Below are 18,326 nucleotides of genomic sequence, written 5' to 3' on the forward strand. Positions count from 1 at the left end.
ATAATGAGGACAAAATAATGACTATCGTTCGTATCGATGCTGAAGCCCGCTGGTCTGATGTAGTAATCCACAACAACACGCTCTACTACACTGGTGTACCGGAAAACCTCGACGCCGATGCCTTTGAGCAAACCGCCAACACGCTGGCGCAGATTGACGCCGTGCTGGAAAAACAGGGCAGCAATAAATCGAGCATTCTGGATGCCACCATTTTCCTGGCCGATAAAAACGACTTCGCGGCGATGAATAAAGCGTGGGATGCCTGGGTTGTCGCGGGTCATGCGCCGGTGCGCTGCACGGTACAAGCGGGTTTGATGAACCCGAAGTATAAAGTTGAAATTAAGATTGTGGCTGCGGTGTAAGCTTTATCGAAGCAAAATAAGTCAGACGATAATTTATCGATAATACTGGTCGGTTTTACATAAATCGACCAGAGATTAAGATATTACCTGTTGATGCTCCTGCTAATTCATTATTTATTTTTATAATTTCAATTTTATCTATAAAACTAACTATATAAATAACCATAACCATGCCGTTGTGTTCGCCCTCTGACTAGCAACTCTGGTTTTCTTTCTTAGCTGAATAATCTGGTTATAGCGTGAGGACTGACCGTTAAATTTCTCCATCTTACTGGATAACACACCATGAGCTGCTACCTTTAAAACACCTGAATGTCAACAGGTTAACTCGTGCCATATCGTTATAATCCCTTTGATATTAGATGCAAATTAAGGTCATATATAGTCTTATCGATAACATGGTTAATTTTAAGGATAAGAATATGCCTGCTGTAATAGATAAAGCCCTGGATTTCATTGGTGCCATGGATGTATCAGCGCCAACACCAAGTTCGATGAATGAAAGCACGGCGAAGGGAATCTTTAAATATTTAAAAGAACTGGGAGTACCCGCGAGTGCCGCTGATATTACGGCGCGAGCTGACCAGGAAGGCTGGAACCCTGGGTTCACGGAAAAAATGGTTGGATGGGCAAAAAAAATGGAGACAGGTGAACGCTCTGTGATTAAAAATCCTGAATACTTTTCAACATATATGCAGGAAGAACTAAAAGCACTGGTCTGAGTTAAATTTATATCAGCATAAATGGGTCAGGACGCTTTTAATCACATATAAAAAGCGTCCTTTTTCTCACAATCAAATGATCATCGGCTTCTATAACGAAATCGATACGGATTAGTGTGTTACTCGTCTTCATCCTCAAAACGCGCCACGATTCGCTCGCCGGAGTGGTTGGCACGCAGCTCTTCTGCCACCAGCGCGATTGCCTGGCCGCTGCTCATCCCTTGTGCCATCAGTTCCTGGATCCGCTCGACAGCTTTTTGCTGCTGTTCATGGGTGAGTGAAGGTAAACCTGCAAACATTGTTAACTCCTGCTAAATTGTTGGCGCTAATTATTTCATGCTACCCGGCACATAGCCAGTAGAGTCAGGACTGATGAAGACGTTATCTCCCGCTGTGATTACTTTACCCTGGCGTCAGGACGCCGCTGAATTTTATTTCTCCCGCTTAAGCCACCTGCCGTGGGCGATGCTTTTACACTCCGGCTATGCCGATCATCCGTATAGCCGCTTTGATATTGTGGTCGCCGATCCGATTTGCACTTTAACCACTTTCGGTAAAGAAACCGTTGTTAGTGAAAGCGAAAAACGCACAACGACCACTGATGACCCGCTACAGGTGCTCCAGCAGGTGCTGGATCGCGCAGACATTCGCCCAACGCATAACGAAGATTTGCCATTTCAGGGCGGCGCACTGGGGTTGTTTGGCTACGATCTGGGCCGCCGTTTTGAGTCACTGCCAGAAATTGCGGAACAAGATATCGTTCTGCCGGATATGGCAGTGGGTATCTACGATTGGGCGCTCATTGTCGACCACCAGCGTCATACAGTTTCTTTGCTGAGTCATAATGATGTCAATGCCCGTCGGGCCTGGCTGGAAAGCCAGCAATTCTCGCCGCAGGAAGATTTCACGCTCACTTCCGACTGGCAATCCAATATGACCCGCGAGCAGTACGGCGAAAAATTTCGCCAGGTACAGGAATATCTGCACAGCGGTGATTGCTATCAGGTGAATCTCGCCCAGCGTTTTCATGCGACCTATTCTGGCGATGAATGGCAGGCATTCCTTCAGCTTAATCAGGCCAACCGCGCGCCATTTAGCGCTTTTTTACGTCTTGAACAGGGTGCAATTTTAAGCCTTTCGCCAGAGCGATTTATTCTTTGTGATAATAGTGAAATCCAGACCCGCCCGATTAAAGGCACGCTACCACGCCTGCCCGATCCTCAGGAAGATAGCAAACAAGCAGAAAAACTGGCGAACTCAGCGAAAGATCGTGCCGAAAATCTGATGATTGTCGATTTAATGCGTAATGATATCGGTCGTGTTGCCGTAGCCGGTTCGGTAAAAGTACCAGAGCTGTTCGTGGTGGAACCCTTCCCTGCCGTGCATCATCTGGTCAGCACTATAACGGCGCGACTACCAGAACAGTTACACGCCAGCGATCTGCTGCGCGCAGCTTTTCCTGGTGGCTCAATAACCGGGGCTCCGAAAGTACGGGCTATGGAAATTATCGACGAACTGGAACCGCAGCGACGTAATGCCTGGTGCGGCAGCATTGGCTATTTGAGCTTTTGCGGCAACATGGATACCAGCATTACTATCCGCACGCTGACTGCCATTAACGGACAAATATACTGCTCTGCGGGCGGTGGAATTGTCGCCGATAGCCAGGAAGAAGCGGAATATCAGGAAACTTTTGATAAAGTTAATAAGATATTACGCCAACTGGAGAAGTAAGACGTGGAATACCGTAGCCTGACGCTTGATGATTTTTTATCTCGCTTTCAACTTTTGCGCCCGCAAATTAACCGGGAAACCCTAAATCATCGTCAGGCTGCCGTGTTAATCCCCATCGTCCGTCGACCGCAACCGGGGTTGTTGCTGACTCAGCGTTCAATTCATCTGCGTAAACACGCTGGACAAGTGGCATTCCCTGGAGGTGCAGTCGATGACACGGACGCATCAGTTATCGCCGCCGCGCTGCGCGAAGCTGAAGAAGAGGTCGCTATACCGCCTTCCGCCGTTGAAGTTATCGGCGTGCTGCCGCCCGTCGATAGCGTAACTGGCTATCAGGTAACCCCAGTGGTCGGCATTATCCCGCCCGATCTGCCGTATCGCGCCAGTGAAGATGAAGTCTCGGCGGTGTTTGAAATGCCGCTCGCCCAGGCATTACATCTGGGTCGTTATCACCCTTTAGATATCTACCGCCGTGGCGATTCACATCGGGTATGGCTGTCCTGGTACGAACAGTATTTTGTATGGGGAATGACCGCAGGCATAATTCGTGAGCTGGCGCTGCAAATTGGTGTGAAACCCTGACTATACTTATCTTTACATCTACAAAACACTACTTGAGACAATCATCGCAATATTAGTTAAATCGCGGTTTTTGATTAGTTTAATTCATGTGAATAGTTAAGCCAGTCGCCGCGTTCCCTCTTACACTATGCGCTGTTATTAGTTCGTTACTGGAAGTCCAGTCACCTTGTCAGGAGTATTATCGTGATTAGTCTATTCGACATGTTTAAGGTGGGGATTGGTCCCTCATCTTCCCATACCGTAGGGCCTATGAAGGCGGGTAAACAGTTCGTCGATGATCTGGTCGAAAAAGGCTTACTGGATAGCGTTACTCGCGTTGCCGTGGACGTTTATGGTTCACTGTCGCTGACGGGTAAAGGCCACCACACCGATATCGCCATTATCATGGGTCTTGCAGGTAACGAACCTGCCACCGTGGATATCGACAGTATTCCCGGTTTTATTCGCGACGTAGAAGAGCGCGAACGTCTGCTGCTGGCACAGGGACGGCATGAAGTGGATTTCCCGCGCGACAACGGGATGCGTTTTCATAACGGCAACCTGCCGCTGCATGAAAACGGTATGCAAATCCACGCCTATAACGGCGATGAAGTCGTCTACAGCAAAACTTATTATTCCATCGGCGGCGGTTTTATCGTCGATGAAGAACACTTTGGTCAGGATGCTGCCAACGAAGTGAGCGTGCCGTATCCGTTCAAATCTGCCACCGAACTGCTCGCGTACTGTAATGAAACCGGCTATTCGCTGTCTGGTCTCGCTATGCAGAACGAACTGGCGCTGCACAGCAAGAAAGAGATCGACGAGTATTTCGCGCATGTCTGGCAAACCATGCAGGCATGTATCGATCGCGGGATGAACACCGAAGGTGTACTGCCAGGCCCGCTGCGCGTGCCACGTCGTGCGTCTGCCCTGCGCCGGATGTTAGTTTCCAGCGATAAACTGTCTAACGATCCGATGAATGTCATTGACTGGGTAAACATGTTTGCGCTGGCAGTTAACGAAGAAAACGCCGCCGGTGGTCGTGTGGTAACTGCGCCAACCAACGGTGCCTGCGGTATCGTTCCGGCAGTGCTGGCTTACTATGACCACTTTATTGAATCGGTCAGCCCGGACATCTATACCCGTTACTTTATGGCAGCGGGCGCGATTGGTGCATTGTATAAAATGAACGCCTCTATTTCCGGTGCGGAAGTTGGTTGCCAGGGCGAAGTGGGTGTTGCCTGTTCAATGGCTGCTGCGGGTCTTGCAGAACTGCTGGGCGGTAGCCCGGAACAGGTTTGCGTGGCGGCGGAAATTGGCATGGAACACAACCTTGGTTTAACCTGCGACCCGGTTGCAGGGCAGGTTCAGGTGCCGTGCATTGAGCGTAATGCCATTGCCTCTGTGAAGGCGATTAACGCCGCACGGATGGCTCTGCGCCGCACCAGTGCACCGCGCGTCTCGCTGGATAAGGTCATCGAAACGATGTACGAAACCGGTAAGGACATGAACGCCAAATACCGCGAAACCTCACGCGGTGGTCTGGCAATCAAAGTCCAGTGTGACTAATACTTCTTACTCGCCCATCTGCAACGGATGGGCGAATTTATACCCGCTTTCTCGTCTGCTGTAATATTCCCCACTACACTTCCACTGTTGCGTCAGGCGTTTGTCGCCATACGCTTACAGGGTGGCCCGCATGCAAAAAGCACAACGGATCATTAAAACCTATCGCCGTAATCGAATGATTGTTTGTACGATTTGCGCACTCGTTACGCTCGCTTCGACCCTGAGCGTGCGATTTATTTCACAGCGTAACTTAAATCAACAACGGGTAGTACAATTCGCCAATCACGCTGTAGAGGAATTAGATAAAGTACTGCTTCCCCTACAGGCAGGTAGCGAAGTCTTGCTTCCGCTGATTGGTCTGCCCTGCTCTGTCGCCCATTTGCCATTACGTAAACAGGCGGCAAAACTCCAAACTGTGCGATCCATTGGCCTGGTGCAAGACGGCACACTCTATTGCTCCAGCATTTTTGGTTATCGCAATGTGCCCGTCGTGGACATTCTGGCTGAACTTCCTGCACCGCAACCACTTTTACGCCTGACGATCGACCGTGCCCTGATTAAAGGCAGTCCGGTTTTGATTCAATGGACGCCTGCAGCGGGCAGTAGCAATGCTGGGGTCATGGAGATGATTAACATCGACTTACTGACGGCAATGCTCCTTGAGCCACAACTGCCGCAAATCAGTAGCGCCAGCCTGACGGTGGACAAACGGCATTTGCTCTATGGTAATGGGCTGGTAGATTCCCTTCCGCAACCTGAAGACAATGAAAACTATCAGGTTTCTTCGCAACGCTTTCCTTTTACCATTAACGTTAATGGTCCGGGGGCTACGGCGCTGGCATGGCACTATCTTCCAACACAATTACCGCTGGCGGTGCTGCTAAGTTTACTGGTGGGCTACATCGCCTGGCTGGCGACCGCTTACCGGATGAGCTTTTCCCGCGAAATCAATCTGGGCCTGGCGCAACATGAGTTCGAATTGTTCTGTCAGCCTTTGCTTAATGCGCGCAGCCAGCAATGTATTGGTGTAGAGATTTTGCTGCGCTGGAACAATCCGCGTCAGGGCTGGATTTCACCGGATGTGTTTATTCCTATCGCGGAAGAACATCATTTAATTGTGCCACTGACCCGCTATGTGATGGCAGAAACCATTCGTCAGCGCCATGTTTTCCCGATGAGTAGTCAGTTTCATGTTGGCATTAACGTCGCACCCAGCCATTTTCGCCGTGGTGTGCTGATAAAAGATCTCAATCAGTACTGGTTTAGCGCTCACCCGATTCAGCAACTGATCCTCGAAATCACCGAACGCGATGCCTTACTGGATGTTGATTATCGGATTGCCCGCGAGCTACATCGTAAAAACGTCAAACTGGCGATTGATGACTTCGGCACCGGCAACAGTTCATTTTCCTGGCTTGAAACATTACGTCCTGACGTGCTGAAAATTGATAAGTCATTTACCGCAGCTATAGGTTCTGACGCGGTTAACTCGACGGTGACCGATATCATCATCGCGCTGGGGCAAAGACTGAATATTGAACTGGTGGCGGAGGGCGTGGAAACGCAAGAACAGGCGAAGTATTTGCGCCGTCATGGCGTGCATATTTTGCAAGGGTATTTGTACGCACAGCCGATGCCGCTACGTGATTTTCCCAAATGGCTGGCGGGCAGCCAACCGCCGCCCGCCCGGCATAATGGACATATCACGCCCATTATGCCGTTACGTTAATGCTTACTCATCTTCATCGTGCGCCGGTTGCTCTTTAACAATGCGAACCAGATCAACACGATAATCATTGGCTTCAATGATGGTGATATGCAGTGGCCCTACATCAATCACATCGCCCACACGGGGAATGTGACCATTTGCCGAGATCACGAGGCCCGCGACCGTCGCGATATCATCGTCATCGGCAAGGTGCTCAACATCAAGCGCCTGCTGCAAGGCATGCAAATCTGTACCGCCTTTTACCAGCCAGCCGTCACCATCAGTAATGATTTCCGGCGTTTCGTCAGCGTCCGGGAATTCACCCGCAATGGCTTCCAGCACATCCAGCGGCGTGACCAGACCTTGTACCACACCAAACTCGTTGGTCACGATAACAAAGCTCCCGCGAGCACGACGCAGCACGCCCAACAGGTTGATCGGATCGAGGGTTTCCGGGACGATAATCGCCGGAGACGCCGAAGCAATCGCCGCCACATCAACGCCCTCTTCCAGCGCCACCAGCAGTTCTTTAGCACGTACAATACCGATGATTTCATCCAGTTCACCGCGACATACCGGGAACAGACTGTGCGGTGAAGAGAGCAGTTGCTCGCGGATTTCATCGACCCCGAGATTAGCGTCAACCCAGCTTATTTCACCGCGCGGCGTCATGATCCCGCGCAGAGAACGCGACGCCAGCGTCAGTACGCCGTTAATCATGTAACGTTCTTCTTCGGCAAATGCACCTTCCGGGATCGGCATCGGCATCGGGTTATCGGCATCGTGCTGAACATTGGCCTGACGTTTCCCGCCCATCAAACGCAGGATGGCATCGGCAGTACGCGCTCGCAGCGGCAAAGTCGACTGGTGGCGAATAAAGTTGCGACGCGCAATCTGGTTAAACACTTCGATGATGATCGAGAAGCCAATCGCGGCATACAGGTAACCTTTCGGAATGTGGAAACCGAAACCTTCTGCCACCAGACTCAGACCAATCATTAACAGGAAGCTCAGACAGAGCACCACCACCGTGGGGTGCTGGTTAACGAATCGCGTCAGCGGTTTGGATGCCAGCAACATAACCGCCATCGCAATCACTACCGCCGCCATCATCACCGGCAGATGGTTAACCATCCCTACTGCAGTAATTACCGCATCCAACGAGAAGACGGCGTCAAGGATGACAATCTGTGTGACGACCACCCAGAAACTGGCGTAGCCTTTACCGTGGCCGGAATCATGATCGCGGTTTTCCAGCCGTTCATGCAGTTCGGTTGTTGCTTTGAACAGCAAGAATATCCCCCCGAACAACATAATCAGGTCGCGTCCGGAGAAGGAGAAATCCATGACGGTAAATAGCGGTTTGGTCAGCGTGACCATCCATGAAATCAGCGACAGCAGCCCCAGACGCATAATCAGCGCCAGTGATAACCCCAGCAAACGCGCTTTATCGCGTTGTTTTGGCGGCAGTTTGTCAGCAAGAATGGCGATGAAGACCAGGTTATCGATACCCAGCACAATTTCGAGAACAACAAGCGTGAGTAGCCCCGCCCAAATTGAGGGGTCCATTAAGAATTCCATGACAAGCTCCTGCTTAAGGAATAGCTATTCGACGCCAGAAATAATGCAGGCGTAACGACAAAATGCAAACGAAAGGTGCGGCATAGAGAGCCAGAAAGGTAGGCGTTAAAAGGCCTGATGCTGAAATGACGTCGGTGACGATCCATACTGCGGGCTACTGCCCTATACTCCATGGTTGTTAAACGGGAGTTAAACATATCAGAGACGCCTCTGATTTGGCAAAGATTTACCTTCCTTTGCAAACGAATGTGACAAGGATATTTTACCTTTCGAAATTTCTGCTAATCGAAAGTTAAATTACGGATCTTCATCACATAAAATAATTTTTTCGATATCTAAAATAAATCGCGAAACGCAGGGGTTTTTGGTTGTAGCCCTTATCTGAATCGATTCGATTGTGGACGACGATTCAAAAATACATCTGGCACGTTGAGGTGTTAACGATAATAAAGGAGGTAGCAAGTGACCATTGCTATTGTTATAGGCACACATGGTTGGGCTGCAGAGCAGTTGCTTAAAACGGCAGAAATGCTGTTAGGCGAGCAGGAAAACGTCGGCTGGATCGATTTCGTTCCAGGTGAAAATGCCGAAACGCTGATTGAAAAGTACAACGCTCAGTTGGCAAAACTCGACACCACTAAAGGCGTGCTGTTTCTCGTTGATACATGGGGAGGCAGCCCGTTCAATGCTGCCAGCCGCATTGTCGTCGACAAAGAGCATTATGAAGTCATTGCAGGCGTTAACATTCCAATGCTCGTGGAAACGTTAATGGCCCGTGATGATGACCCAAGCTTTGATGAACTGGTGGCACTGGCAGTAGAAACAGGCCGTGAAGGCGTGAAAGCTCTGAAAGCCAAACCGGTTGAAAAAGCCGCGCCAGCACCCGCTGCCGCAGCACCAAAAGCGGCTCCAACTCCGGCAAAACCAATGGGGCCAAACGACTACATGGTTATTGGCCTTGCGCGTATCGACGACCGTCTGATTCACGGTCAGGTCGCCACCCGCTGGACCAAAGAAACCAATGTCTCCCGTATTATTGTTGTTAGTGATGAAGTGGCTGCGGATACCGTTCGTAAGACACTGCTCACCCAGGTTGCACCTCCGGGCGTAACAGCACACGTAGTTGATGTTGCCAAAATGATTCGCGTCTACAACAACCCGAAATATGCTGGCGAACGCGTAATGCTGTTATTTACCAACCCAACAGATGTAGAGCGTCTCGTTGAAGGCGGCGTGAAAATCACCTCTGTTAACGTCGGTGGTATGGCATTCCGTCAGGGTAAAACCCAGGTGAATAACGCGGTTTCGGTTGATGAAAAAGATATCGAGGCGTTCAAGAAACTGAATGCGCGCGGTATTGAGCTGGAAGTCCGTAAGGTTTCCACCGATCCGAAACTGAAAATGATGGATCTGATCAGCAAAATCGATAAGTAACGTATTGTGTTGATTATCACTCAGTTTTCACACTTAAGTCTTACGTAAACAGGAGAAGTACAATGGAGATTACCACTCTTCAAATTGTGCTGGTATTTATCGTAGCCTGTATCGCAGGTATGGGATCAATCCTCGATGAATTTCAGTTTCACCGTCCGCTAATCGCGTGTACCCTGGTGGGTATCGTTCTTGGGGATATGAAAACCGGTATTATTATCGGTGGTACGCTGGAAATGATCGCGCTGGGCTGGATGAACATCGGTGCTGCAGTTGCGCCTGACGCCGCTCTGGCTTCTATCATTTCTACCATTCTGGTTATCGCAGGTCATCAGAGCATTGGTGCAGGTATCGCACTGGCAATCCCTCTGGCCGCTGCGGGCCAGGTACTGACCATCATCGTTCGTACTATTACCGTTGCTTTCCAGCACGCTGCGGATAAGGCTGCTGATAACGGCAACCTGACAGCGATTTCCTGGATCCACGTTTCTTCTCTGTTCCTGCAAGCAATGCGTGTGGCTATTCCGGCCGTCATCGTTGCGCTGTCTGTTGGTACCAGCGAAGTACAGAACATGCTGAATGCGATTCCGGAAGTGGTGACCAATGGTCTGAATATCGCCGGTGGCATGATCGTGGTGGTTGGTTATGCGATGGTTATCAACATGATGCGTGCTGGCTACCTGATGCCGTTCTTCTACCTCGGCTTCGTAACCGCAGCATTCACCAACTTTAACCTGGTTGCTCTGGGTGTGATTGGTACTGTTATGGCAGTGCTCTACATCCAACTTAGCCCGAAATACAACCGCGTAGCCGGTGCGCCTGCTCAGGCAGCTGGTAACAACGATCTCGATAACGAACTGGACTAACAGGTGAGCGAAATGGTTGATACAACTCAAACTACCACCGAGAAAAAACTCACTCAAAGTGATATTCGTGGCGTCTTCCTGCGTTCTAACCTCTTCCAGGGTTCATGGAACTTCGAACGTATGCAGGCACTGGGTTTCTGCTTCTCTATGGTACCGGCAATTCGTCGCCTCTACCCTGAGAACAACGAAGCTCGTAAACAAGCTATTCGCCGTCACCTGGAGTTCTTTAACACCCAGCCGTTCGTGGCTGCGCCGATTCTCGGCGTAACCCTGGCGCTGGAAGAACAGCGTGCTAATGGCGCAGAGATCGACGACGGTGCTATCAACGGTATCAAAGTCGGTTTGATGGGGCCGCTGGCTGGTGTAGGCGACCCGATCTTCTGGGGAACCGTACGTCCGGTATTTGCAGCACTGGGTGCCGGTATCGCGATGAGCGGCAGCCTGTTAGGTCCGCTGCTGTTCTTCATCCTGTTTAACCTGGTGCGTCTGGCAACCCGTTACTACGGCGTAGCGTATGGTTACTCCAAAGGTATCGATATCGTTAAAGATATGGGTGGTGGCTTCCTGCAAAAACTGACGGAAGGGGCGTCTATCCTCGGCCTGTTTGTCATGGGGGCATTGGTTAACAAGTGGACACATGTCAACATCCCGCTGGTTGTCTCTCGCATTACTGACCAGACGGGCAAAGAACACGTTACTACTGTCCAGACTATTCTGGACCAGTTAATGCCAGGCCTGGTACCACTGCTGCTGACCTTTGCTTGTATGTGGCTACTGCGCAAAAAAGTTAACCCGCTGTGGATCATCGTTGGCTTCTTCGTCATCGGTATCGCTGGTTACGCTTGCGGCCTGCTGGGACTGTAAGACTGTTGTACACTACCGGGGCCTTTTGGCCCCGTTTTTTTATCTGGAGGATTAATGACAATCACGGACCTGGTACTGATTCTTTTCATCGCCGCACTCCTGGCCTTCGCGATCTACGATCAGTTCATCATGCCCCGCCGTAACGGCCCCACCCTGCTGGCAATTCCTTTGCTCCGGCGTGGTCGCATCGATAGCGTTATCTTCGTCGGATTGATTGTCATTCTTATCTATAACAACGTCACGAATCATGGCGCGCTAATAACAACATGGTTATTAAGTGCACTGGCTCTGATGGGTTTTTATATATTCTGGATCCGCGTTCCGAAGATCATCTTTAAACAAAAAGGTTTTTTCTTCGCCAATGTCTGGATTGAATATAGCCGAATCAAAGCGATGAACTTGTCGGAAGATGGCGTGTTGGTGATGCAATTAGAACAGCGTCGGCTGTTAATCCGCGTTCGAAATATCGACGATCTGGAAAAAATTTATAAGCTTCTCGTATCAACTCAATAACTTATGAATTTAGCCAAAGCTATGTTTAGTGTATTTTTAATAATCAGACATAGCTTAGGCTATATTATCTCTTCCCTTATTTGTTATTTATTTTAACGTTTCATTGATATATAAATCTAAATAAAAATCGTTATCAATAAAGCAATGAAATAATATATTCCAACAGTTGTTTTATATTCTCAAAATATGTTAAGGTTGCGCCCTCATTTGGGGAGTAGCTGATTTCCAGATTCCGGAAATGTACGTGTCAACATACTCGTTGCAAAACGTGGCACGTACGGACTGAAGACTTTCAGTCAGGCGAGACCATATGCACATCAATCGCTATGCCTGCATGAACGCGAAAACCATCGCGGCTTGTTGTTCATGTATGCATGTTTGCTGGGGGCGATGATGTGTTTTATGGATACCCCGGTCAGGACGTTGTCATGAATATCACTGCTACTGTTCTTCTTGCGTTTGGTATGTCGATGGATGCATTTGCTGCATCAATCGGTAAAGGTGCCACCCTCCATAAACCGAAATTTTCTGAAGCATTGCGAACCGGCCTTATTTTTGGTGCCGTCGAAACCCTGACGCCGCTGATCGGCTGGGGAATGGGCATGTTAGCCAGCCGGTTTGTCCTTGAATGGAATCACTGGATTGCGTTTGTGCTGCTGATATTCCTCGGCGGGCGAATGATTATTGAGGGTTTTCGTGGCGCAGATGATGAAGATGAAGAGCCGCGCCGTCGGCACGGTTTCTGGCTACTGGTAACCACCGCGATTGCCACCAGCCTGGATGCCATGGCTGTGGGTGTTGGTCTTGCTTTCCTGCAGGTCAACATTATCGCGACCGCATTGGCCATTGGTTGTGCAACCTTGATTATGTCGACATTAGGGATGATGGTTGGTCGCTTTATCGGCTCAATTATTGGGAAAAAAGCGGAAATTCTCGGCGGGCTGGTACTGATCGGCATCGGCGTCCAGATCCTCTGGACGCACTTCCACGGTTAATAAGAACGCTGCCAGAGGTGAATATTAAAGTCCGTCTGGCAGTCGAACACTTCTTTTGCTGCCAGTGTTTGCCAGACTTCTGGCTTCGCACGCCAGGCAAACGGCGTCATCTGCAATAATGCGACGGCTTCATCACCGCGAAGACGCATCGGATAACACAACTCATCACTCTGCTGTAATGTAAAACCTTCCAGTTGTTCTGCATGAGGTGCATGAAGATGTACTTCATTGTAAATCAGCCCCTTCAGCTCCATCAAATGTCGCGGTCCCGGCGTGGCAGTAATGACCCAGCCGCCGGGCTTCACTACTCGTGCTAATTCTTCTGCTTTACACGGCGCGTAAATACGTATTATGGCGTCCATACTGGTATCGGAAAACGGCAAACGGTGGCTGGAAGCGACACAAAGAGTGACCTGCGGATAGCGTTTCGCCGCCGCTTTTATCGCTACCTTCGAGACATCCAGGCCAAACGTGGTGATTTCGGGCAACGCATCGGCAAATGCGTGTGTGTAATACCCTTCACCACAGCCAATATCCAGCACTGCCGTGGCCTTTTCATCAAGCCGTTCCCGCAGTTGGGCGACAATTGCATCACGCAGCGGCTGATAATGTCCGGCATCTAAGAATGCGCGGCGTGCTTGCATCATTTCCGCGCTGTCGCCCGGATCACGAGACCGTTTATGCTGAACGGGCAGCAGATTGACATACCCTTCTTTCGCCATATCAAACTGATGTCGCTGGGGACAGATATAGCTGTTTTTTTCACGCGAAAGAGGCTGATGGCAAAGTGGACAGGAAAACGACATGACAACTCCGGCAGGATACTAAAGGCCGCAAGTGTAACGCGAATCACGCGGCGGGCAAATATCCGAACGCCAGGAGCGAAGATAAAGCATAGTAAAAAGCCTCGCATTCGACGAGGCTTTATAGCGAGATTGAAGCGTATTCACACTTCAGATCAGTGGATTCGATCAGATAGCTGTTACGTTAACAGCTGCCGGACCTTTCTGGCCGTCCTGAATTTCGAACTCAACGTTCTGACCTTCAGCCAGAGTTTTGAAGCCATTACCCTGGATAGCGGAGAAGTGTACGAACACGTCTTTGCTGCCATCAGCCGGAGTAATGAAGCCAAAACCTTTAGACTCGTTGAACCACTTAACCTGACCTTTAATCTTTGCCATTTGAAAAATTCCTTAGATTGTTTTCTTCGCCCGCAGGCATAACATAGATAAAACTGACACATTACTGCATGAGGCACCAATATAAGGCTCGGCAGAGAAGCGGTATTCAACGTCAACGTGTTTACTCAGGACTTCTTTACTGAAAATGCCACACATAAACAGAACTGTACCTCGTTTAACCCGAAATCTGTTATCACATACAACGTTAATTATGGCAAGCCATTTTTAAACATGTCTCGATCAGACGCACAAATCTCGATACGTCTTCCACTTTTTTTGCACACTTATGCAACGGAATACGCGCCGATATATCATTGTGCTTAACCTTGCCAGTTCAGGCAGATACTTAAACTGGCGTAGTTTCTAACATAGTTCAATAAGTTCAGTTGTTCCAGGCCAGTGGGAGAAGTTATTACATAGTGCGTGCAATATCACATTTTCTGCTATGCAATGAATAAAAAGTTATATCACTTTTTCTCATAAAACAGTCAGTTAACGGCTATCAATTACCCTAAAGAGAAGTCAATCCCCAAAGGGATTGTAAATTTAAAATAAGAAAAATTGATGAGTGAGCAAAAAAATCAAGAGAGAAACGTTTCGCTAATAAATAATACCACACTTAATCACAAATCCGATGTAAACATCCTAATAAATTAATGAGGAAAATATCTTTTTCTGATATCCCGTTACGCAAATAAATAATATGATAATTATTTGAAGTCAGACCAGAGTTTTAATTTGAAGCAGTTGCACCATGATAGTGCGTATAATCAGGATGAATTGAGTAACCCTTCAACGACGGGGTTACTCAAGATTGAGGAAGGATTATCGTTCGGCGACCAGACGAATAATATCGTCGTCTTCAACCGATTTTTGACTCTCAATGGTCTTTTTATCTGCTTTCTCTGGTTCGTTTGCTTCGCACAAACGACGTAACAGTGCATTTTGACGTTTTTGCTGATCCAGCAACGCCTCAAGCAGTTCAATCTGTTCGTTAGTCCGAGAACTGGCACGATTAATAAAAAACCACAAGATGAGCCCGATAAGAAGAACCACCACCGATACAACCAAAGACGCAATGTTCATCACGCCTGAATTTACAACTTCGTTCATTTCACCACCTCTGAGTAGAGGCGCTATTCTACCACTGCTGGAGAGGAAGAAAATCTAGTGCTGAAAAAATGATATCACCACGGGATAAACTGGTTAATGGCACAAATTCCGCTGAAAAATTGTACATCCTGATCGCACATCATGTTGAATACCTGCGCCCAAAGCAGCAAGCAAGCCAACACCACGACAACCAGAACGACCCATCGAAACTTTTTCACTCCAATCTCCGCTTCACCTACCTTATGTCATTAAACTAGCATGCGTTAGTTAAACAGCGCCTAACTATGTCGATATTCGTGCTTTTTCGGAATGAGTAGCTTGCTTCAGCGCATATTGCCGCTACGATTAAGCGAACATAAAAAGAGAAGAGGTTGTAATGCGATTCATCATTCGCACAGTTATGCTGATAGCACTGGTATGGATAGGATTATTACTCAGCGGATATGGCGTTTTGATTGGAAGCAAAGAGAATGCCGCAGGATTAGGTTTGCAATGTACCTATCTGACTGCCAGAGGCACCAGCACGGTACAATACTTGCACACTAAAAGTGGTTTCTTGGGGATAACAGATTGCCCACTGTTACGTAAAAGCAATATCGTGGTCGATAATGGTTAAGGGTAATAAATAACCAGATTCTCACTCATGAGTAAAATATTCTTATAGCAAGCGCGTTTAATATAACGCACCTTCAACTTTATTTTTCTCATGCTAAATAAAGAACCTGTCTGTTTGATATTCCGACAGGTTCTTACTCTCATCAGAACGGATAGTCGTGATAACCCATTTGGGCAGAAATTTTGCGCGCTGCGGTATGCAACATTGCGACATATTCCTGTAAACGCTCTTCAGAGAAACGCAACGTCGGGAAGGAGATGCTCAAACCGGCAATGACCACGCCAAAGCGATCAAATACCGGTACCGCAATGCATCGCAGCCCTTCTTCCTGCTCTTCGTTATCTTCGCCATACCCCTGCTCGCGCACCTGGTCCAGAACGGGTAATAACGCTTCTGTACTGGTGATGGTCCGCTCGGTACTGCGTTTATACTCCACGCCCTCAAGAATTTGCTTCACTTCATCGCGATCGCGCCATGCCAGCAGTACCTTACCAATCGCGGTGCTGTACAGCGGATTACGACGCCCAATCCGTGAATACATGCGCAAATTGTACATAGAGTCAATTTTGTGAATGTAAACAATACTGTCTTCGTCCAGTGCGCCGAGGTGGATAGTTTCTTTGGTCAGGCGGGAGATCTCACGCATCTGGATATCTGCGCTACGAATTAAATCGACGTTTTGTAACGCGCGAGCGCCCAGTTCAAACAATTTCAGGGTCAGGGAATATTTCTCCGACTCCCCTTCCTGCGCCACATAACCTAAGGTTTTCATGGTCTGTAAAAAGCGATAAACGGTGCTTTTTGACATCATGACGCGCTGCGACAGCTCGGTTATCCCTATTTCGCGCTCTTCACCCAGCGCCTGCAAAATGCCAAAAACTTTTAGCACGGAAGATACAGAATCAGGCTGTTTATCCAGATCTGCGTTAGCCATTTATCACCTCATTGCGAGTGTTTTATAAAAATCAGAACTGTTTTTTATTATAATTTCGCACCAGGGTGGTCGCAATCCATCTTTTGCCGGTTAGTTACAATTCTGCGACATCCACCGTGAATATCAGTGCTAGAATCATACCCCTGTTGATTATTCACCAAAGATATAAAATTCCTATGCCAAAAGTTCAGGCCGACGGCCTGCCATTGCCCCAGCGATACGGTGCGATATTAACCATTGTGATTGGTATTTCGATGGCTGTCCTTGACGGCGCAATCGCCAACGTCGCCCTGCCAACAATCGCCACGGACCTTCATGCCACGCCAGCCAGTTCCATCTGGGTAGTGAACGCCTATCAAATCGCCATTGTCATCTCCCTGCTCTCGTTTTCGTTTCTGGGCGATATGTTTGGCTATCGACGTATTTATAAATGCGGTCTGGTCGTTTTTCTGTTGTCTTCACTGTTCTGCGCCCTTTCTGATTCGCTGCAAATGCTCACCCTTGCGCGTGTCATACAAGGTTTCGGCGGTGCAGCGTTGATGAGCGTTAATACCGCACTTATCCGCCTGATCTATCCACAACGTTTTCTGGGGAGAGGGATGGGCATAAACTCGTTTATTGTTGCCGTCTCTTCTGCTGCCGGGCCGACAATTGCTGCAGCAATCCTCTCCATCGCATCCTGGAAATGGTTATTTTTAATCAACGTACCGTTAGGTATTATCGCCCTGCTTCTGGCGATGCGTTTTCTGCCACCCAATGGTTCTCGCGCCAGTAACCCCCGTTTCGACCTGCCCAGCGCCGTGATGAACGCGTTAACCTTCGGCCTGCTTATCACTGCGTTGAGTGGTTTCGCTCAGGGGCAATCGCTGACGTTAATTGCTGCGGAACTGGTGGTAATGGTTGTTGTTGGTATTTTCTTTATTCGCCGCCAGCTTTCTCTTCCCGTACCGCTGCTACCGGTGGATTTACTGCGTATCCCGCTGTTTTCACTTTCTATTTGCACATCTGTTTGCTCTTTCTGCGCACAAATGCTGGCAATGGTTTCCCTGCCCTTTTACCTGCAAACCGTGCTCGGGCGTAGTGAAGTCGAAACAGGCTTACTTCTGACACCGTGGCCGTTAGCAACGATGGTGATGGCTCCGTTGGCAGGCTATTTGATTGAACGCGTACATGCAGGATTGCTGGGTGCTCTAGGGTTGTTCATCATGGCTGCGGGGCTTTTTTCCCTGGTTCTGCTGCCCGCGTCACCTGCGGATATCAATATTATCTGGCCGATGATCTTATGTGGCGCTGGATTTGGCTTGTTCCAGTCACCCAATAACCACACCATTATTACCTCCGCTCCTCGCGAACGTAGCGGTGGAGCCAGTGGCATGTTAGGAACGGCTCGTCTACTGGGTCAGAGTAGCGGCGCGGCACTGGTGGCGCTGATGCTAAATCAGTTCGGTGATAATGGTACGCACGTTTCGCTGATGGCTGCGGCTATTCTGGCAGTGATTGCTGCCTGTGTCAGTAGTTTACGTATCACTCAGCCACGATCCAGGGCATAAAAAAAGCGCGTCGATCAGGACGCGCT

The 18,326-nt window shown here is 48.9% G+C and carries 22 protein-coding genes; 13 read left to right on the top strand and 9 right to left on the bottom strand.

The annotated features are described in order from the left end of the window. Positions 1-17 precede the first annotated feature (17 nt). Complete coding sequence (locus tag ACJHXA_RS07780) at positions 18-362, top strand: RidA family protein (protein WP_001295493.1); 345 nt, start codon at positions 18-20, stop codon at positions 360-362. Positions 363-784: 422 nt separating this feature from the next. Then, positions 785-1,084 carry a DUF1889 family protein gene (locus tag ACJHXA_RS07785; RefSeq protein WP_001111995.1) on the top strand — a complete coding sequence of 100 codons (300 nt, stop codon included), beginning with the start codon at positions 785-787 and terminating at the stop codon, positions 1,082-1,084. Between the two features lie 119 nt (positions 1,085-1,203). Here the strand turns inward: ACJHXA_RS07785 and ACJHXA_RS07790 are convergent, their stop codons facing one another. Continuing rightward, a complete protein-coding gene (locus ACJHXA_RS07790; RefSeq protein ID WP_000457334.1) occupies positions 1,204-1,383 on the bottom strand; it encodes a YoaH family protein in 180 nt (59 codons plus the stop codon). A gap of 73 nt (positions 1,384-1,456) precedes the next feature. Between ACJHXA_RS07790 and pabB the strand changes: the two genes are divergently transcribed. The 4 genes from pabB to ACJHXA_RS07810 all read left to right on the top strand — a co-directional run bounded on the left by pabB (position 1,457) and on the right by ACJHXA_RS07810 (position 6,677). After that, positions 1,457-2,818: an aminodeoxychorismate synthase component 1 gene (pabB, locus tag ACJHXA_RS07795; RefSeq protein WP_000854972.1), complete on the top strand. Its 1,362-nt coding sequence runs from the start codon at positions 1,457-1,459 to the stop codon at positions 2,816-2,818. Between the two features lie 3 nt (positions 2,819-2,821). After that, positions 2,822-3,400, top strand: coding sequence for a CoA pyrophosphatase (locus tag ACJHXA_RS07800; protein ID WP_000456725.1), 579 nt, complete (start codon positions 2,822-2,824; stop codon positions 3,398-3,400). A gap of 183 nt (positions 3,401-3,583) precedes the next feature. Next, positions 3,584-4,948: an L-serine ammonia-lyase gene (sdaA, locus tag ACJHXA_RS07805; RefSeq protein WP_000624298.1), complete on the top strand. Its 1,365-nt coding sequence runs from the start codon at positions 3,584-3,586 to the stop codon at positions 4,946-4,948. 130 nt (positions 4,949-5,078) lie between these two features. Next, positions 5,079-6,677 carry an EAL domain-containing protein gene (locus ACJHXA_RS07810; protein ID WP_001295494.1) on the top strand — a complete coding sequence of 533 codons (1,599 nt, stop codon included), beginning with the start codon at positions 5,079-5,081 and terminating at the stop codon, positions 6,675-6,677. 3 nt (positions 6,678-6,680) lie between these two features. Here the strand turns inward: ACJHXA_RS07810 and yoaE are convergent, their stop codons facing one another. Next, positions 6,681-8,237, bottom strand: a complete 1,557-nt coding sequence (yoaE, locus tag ACJHXA_RS07815) for a CNNM family cation transport protein YoaE (protein WP_000394983.1) — start codon at positions 8,235-8,237, stop codon at positions 6,681-6,683. After that, positions 8,225-8,383 (bottom strand): protein YoaL, encoded by a 159-nt coding sequence (locus tag ACJHXA_RS07820; RefSeq protein WP_001349044.1) that lies wholly within the window; start codon positions 8,381-8,383, stop codon positions 8,225-8,227. The genes yoaE and ACJHXA_RS07820 overlap by 13 nt, the downstream gene beginning before the upstream one ends. A gap of 316 nt (positions 8,384-8,699) precedes the next feature. Here ACJHXA_RS07820 and manX point away from each other — a divergent pair, with 316 nt between their 5' ends. The 5 genes from manX to mntP all read left to right on the top strand — a co-directional run bounded on the left by manX (position 8,700) and on the right by mntP (position 12,906). Beyond that, complete coding sequence (manX, locus tag ACJHXA_RS07825) at positions 8,700-9,671, top strand: PTS mannose transporter subunit IIAB (protein ID WP_000150543.1); 972 nt, start codon at positions 8,700-8,702, stop codon at positions 9,669-9,671. Between the two features lie 62 nt (positions 9,672-9,733). Beyond that, a complete protein-coding gene (gene manY / locus ACJHXA_RS07830; RefSeq protein WP_000406926.1) occupies positions 9,734-10,534 on the top strand; it encodes a PTS mannose transporter subunit IIC in 801 nt (266 codons plus the stop codon). Between the two features lie 12 nt (positions 10,535-10,546). Further along, a complete protein-coding gene (gene manZ, locus ACJHXA_RS07835) occupies positions 10,547-11,398 on the top strand; it encodes a PTS mannose transporter subunit IID (RefSeq protein WP_000228655.1) in 852 nt (283 codons plus the stop codon). A 54-nt stretch (positions 11,399-11,452) separates the two neighbouring features. Next, the gene (locus ACJHXA_RS07840) at positions 11,453-11,911 is read left to right on the top strand and encodes a DUF986 family protein (protein ID WP_000156255.1); all 459 of its coding nucleotides are present in this window, start codon (positions 11,453-11,455) and stop codon (positions 11,909-11,911) included. 428 nt (positions 11,912-12,339) lie between these two features. Next, on the top strand, positions 12,340-12,906 hold the full coding sequence (gene mntP / locus ACJHXA_RS07845) for a manganese efflux pump MntP (protein ID WP_001296134.1): 567 nt from the start codon (positions 12,340-12,342) through the stop codon (positions 12,904-12,906). Here the strand turns inward: mntP and rlmA are convergent. From rlmA to mgrB, 5 genes are all read right to left on the bottom strand, one after another. Continuing rightward, positions 12,903-13,712, bottom strand: a complete 810-nt coding sequence (gene rlmA / locus ACJHXA_RS07850) for a 23S rRNA (guanine(745)-N(1))-methyltransferase (protein WP_000010129.1) — start codon at positions 13,710-13,712, stop codon at positions 12,903-12,905. The genes mntP and rlmA overlap by 4 nt on opposite strands. Positions 13,713-13,877: 165 nt before the next feature. Next, the gene (gene cspE, locus ACJHXA_RS07855) at positions 13,878-14,087 is read right to left on the bottom strand and encodes a transcription antiterminator/RNA stability regulator CspE (RefSeq protein ID WP_001062678.1); all 210 of its coding nucleotides are present in this window, start codon (positions 14,085-14,087) and stop codon (positions 13,878-13,880) included. A 12-nt stretch (positions 14,088-14,099) separates the two neighbouring features. Continuing rightward, a complete protein-coding gene (locus ACJHXA_RS07860) occupies positions 14,100-14,243 on the bottom strand; it encodes a DUF2627 domain-containing protein (RefSeq protein ID WP_001295496.1) in 144 nt (47 codons plus the stop codon). A 669-nt stretch (positions 14,244-14,912) separates the two neighbouring features. Next, a complete protein-coding gene (locus tag ACJHXA_RS07865) occupies positions 14,913-15,200 on the bottom strand; it encodes a YebO family protein (RefSeq protein ID WP_001006861.1) in 288 nt (95 codons plus the stop codon). A gap of 74 nt (positions 15,201-15,274) precedes the next feature. Next, positions 15,275-15,418: a PhoP/PhoQ regulator MgrB gene (gene mgrB / locus ACJHXA_RS07870; RefSeq protein ID WP_000714550.1), complete on the bottom strand. Its 144-nt coding sequence runs from the start codon at positions 15,416-15,418 to the stop codon at positions 15,275-15,277. Positions 15,419-15,576: 158 nt separating this feature from the next. On the opposite strand from mgrB, the gene ACJHXA_RS07875 reads away from it, so the two are divergent. Further along, entirely contained in the window at positions 15,577-15,816 is a 240-nt protein-coding gene (locus ACJHXA_RS07875) for a YobH family protein (protein WP_001211011.1), read from the top strand. A gap of 142 nt (positions 15,817-15,958) precedes the next feature. On the opposite strand, the gene kdgR is transcribed toward ACJHXA_RS07875, so the two are convergent. Then, positions 15,959-16,750, bottom strand: a complete 792-nt coding sequence (kdgR, locus tag ACJHXA_RS07880) for a DNA-binding transcriptional regulator KdgR (protein WP_001262182.1) — start codon at positions 16,748-16,750, stop codon at positions 15,959-15,961. 176 nt (positions 16,751-16,926) lie between these two features. Between kdgR and ACJHXA_RS07885 the strand changes: the two genes are divergently transcribed. Further along, positions 16,927-18,300 carry an MFS transporter gene (locus ACJHXA_RS07885; RefSeq protein ID WP_001532898.1) on the top strand — a complete coding sequence of 458 codons (1,374 nt, stop codon included), beginning with the start codon at positions 16,927-16,929 and terminating at the stop codon, positions 18,298-18,300. Positions 18,301-18,326 lie beyond the last annotated feature (26 nt).

This window comes from Escherichia sp. WS33 (assembly GCF_046486385.1).
Classification (GTDB): domain Bacteria; phylum Pseudomonadota; class Gammaproteobacteria; order Enterobacterales; family Enterobacteriaceae; genus ECMA0423.

Coding starts and splice junctions, on each gene's coding strand:
- ACJHXA_RS07810 (WP_001295494.1), top strand. CDS start 5,079: ATGCAAAAAGCACAACGGATCATTAAAACCTATCGCCGTAATCGAATG.
- ACJHXA_RS07885 (WP_001532898.1), top strand. CDS start 16,927: ATGCCAAAAGTTCAGGCCGACGGCCTGCCATTGCCCCAGCGATACGGT.
- cspE (WP_001062678.1), bottom strand. CDS start 14,087: ATGGCAAAGATTAAAGGTCAGGTTAAGTGGTTCAACGAGTCTAAAGGT.
- manY (WP_000406926.1), top strand. CDS start 9,734: ATGGAGATTACCACTCTTCAAATTGTGCTGGTATTTATCGTAGCCTGT.
- ACJHXA_RS07875 (WP_001211011.1), top strand. CDS start 15,577: ATGCGATTCATCATTCGCACAGTTATGCTGATAGCACTGGTATGGATA.
- yoaE (WP_000394983.1), bottom strand. CDS start 8,237: ATGGAATTCTTAATGGACCCCTCAATTTGGGCGGGGCTACTCACGCTT.
- kdgR (WP_001262182.1), bottom strand. CDS start 16,750: ATGGCTAACGCAGATCTGGATAAACAGCCTGATTCTGTATCTTCCGTG.
- ACJHXA_RS07840 (WP_000156255.1), top strand. CDS start 11,453: ATGACAATCACGGACCTGGTACTGATTCTTTTCATCGCCGCACTCCTG.
- mntP (WP_001296134.1), top strand. CDS start 12,340: ATGAATATCACTGCTACTGTTCTTCTTGCGTTTGGTATGTCGATGGAT.
- pabB (WP_000854972.1), top strand. CDS start 1,457: ATGAAGACGTTATCTCCCGCTGTGATTACTTTACCCTGGCGTCAGGAC.
- ACJHXA_RS07790 (WP_000457334.1), bottom strand. CDS start 1,383: ATGTTTGCAGGTTTACCTTCACTCACCCATGAACAGCAGCAAAAAGCT.
- ACJHXA_RS07820 (WP_001349044.1), bottom strand. CDS start 8,383: ATGGATCGTCACCGACGTCATTTCAGCATCAGGCCTTTTAACGCCTAC.
- ACJHXA_RS07785 (WP_001111995.1), top strand. CDS start 785: ATGCCTGCTGTAATAGATAAAGCCCTGGATTTCATTGGTGCCATGGAT.
- ACJHXA_RS07860 (WP_001295496.1), bottom strand. CDS start 14,243: ATGTGTGGCATTTTCAGTAAAGAAGTCCTGAGTAAACACGTTGACGTT.
- ACJHXA_RS07780 (WP_001295493.1), top strand. CDS start 18: ATGACTATCGTTCGTATCGATGCTGAAGCCCGCTGGTCTGATGTAGTA.
- ACJHXA_RS07865 (WP_001006861.1), bottom strand. CDS start 15,200: ATGAACGAAGTTGTAAATTCAGGCGTGATGAACATTGCGTCTTTGGTT.
- rlmA (WP_000010129.1), bottom strand. CDS start 13,712: ATGTCGTTTTCCTGTCCACTTTGCCATCAGCCTCTTTCGCGTGAAAAA.
- manZ (WP_000228655.1), top strand. CDS start 10,547: ATGGTTGATACAACTCAAACTACCACCGAGAAAAAACTCACTCAAAGT.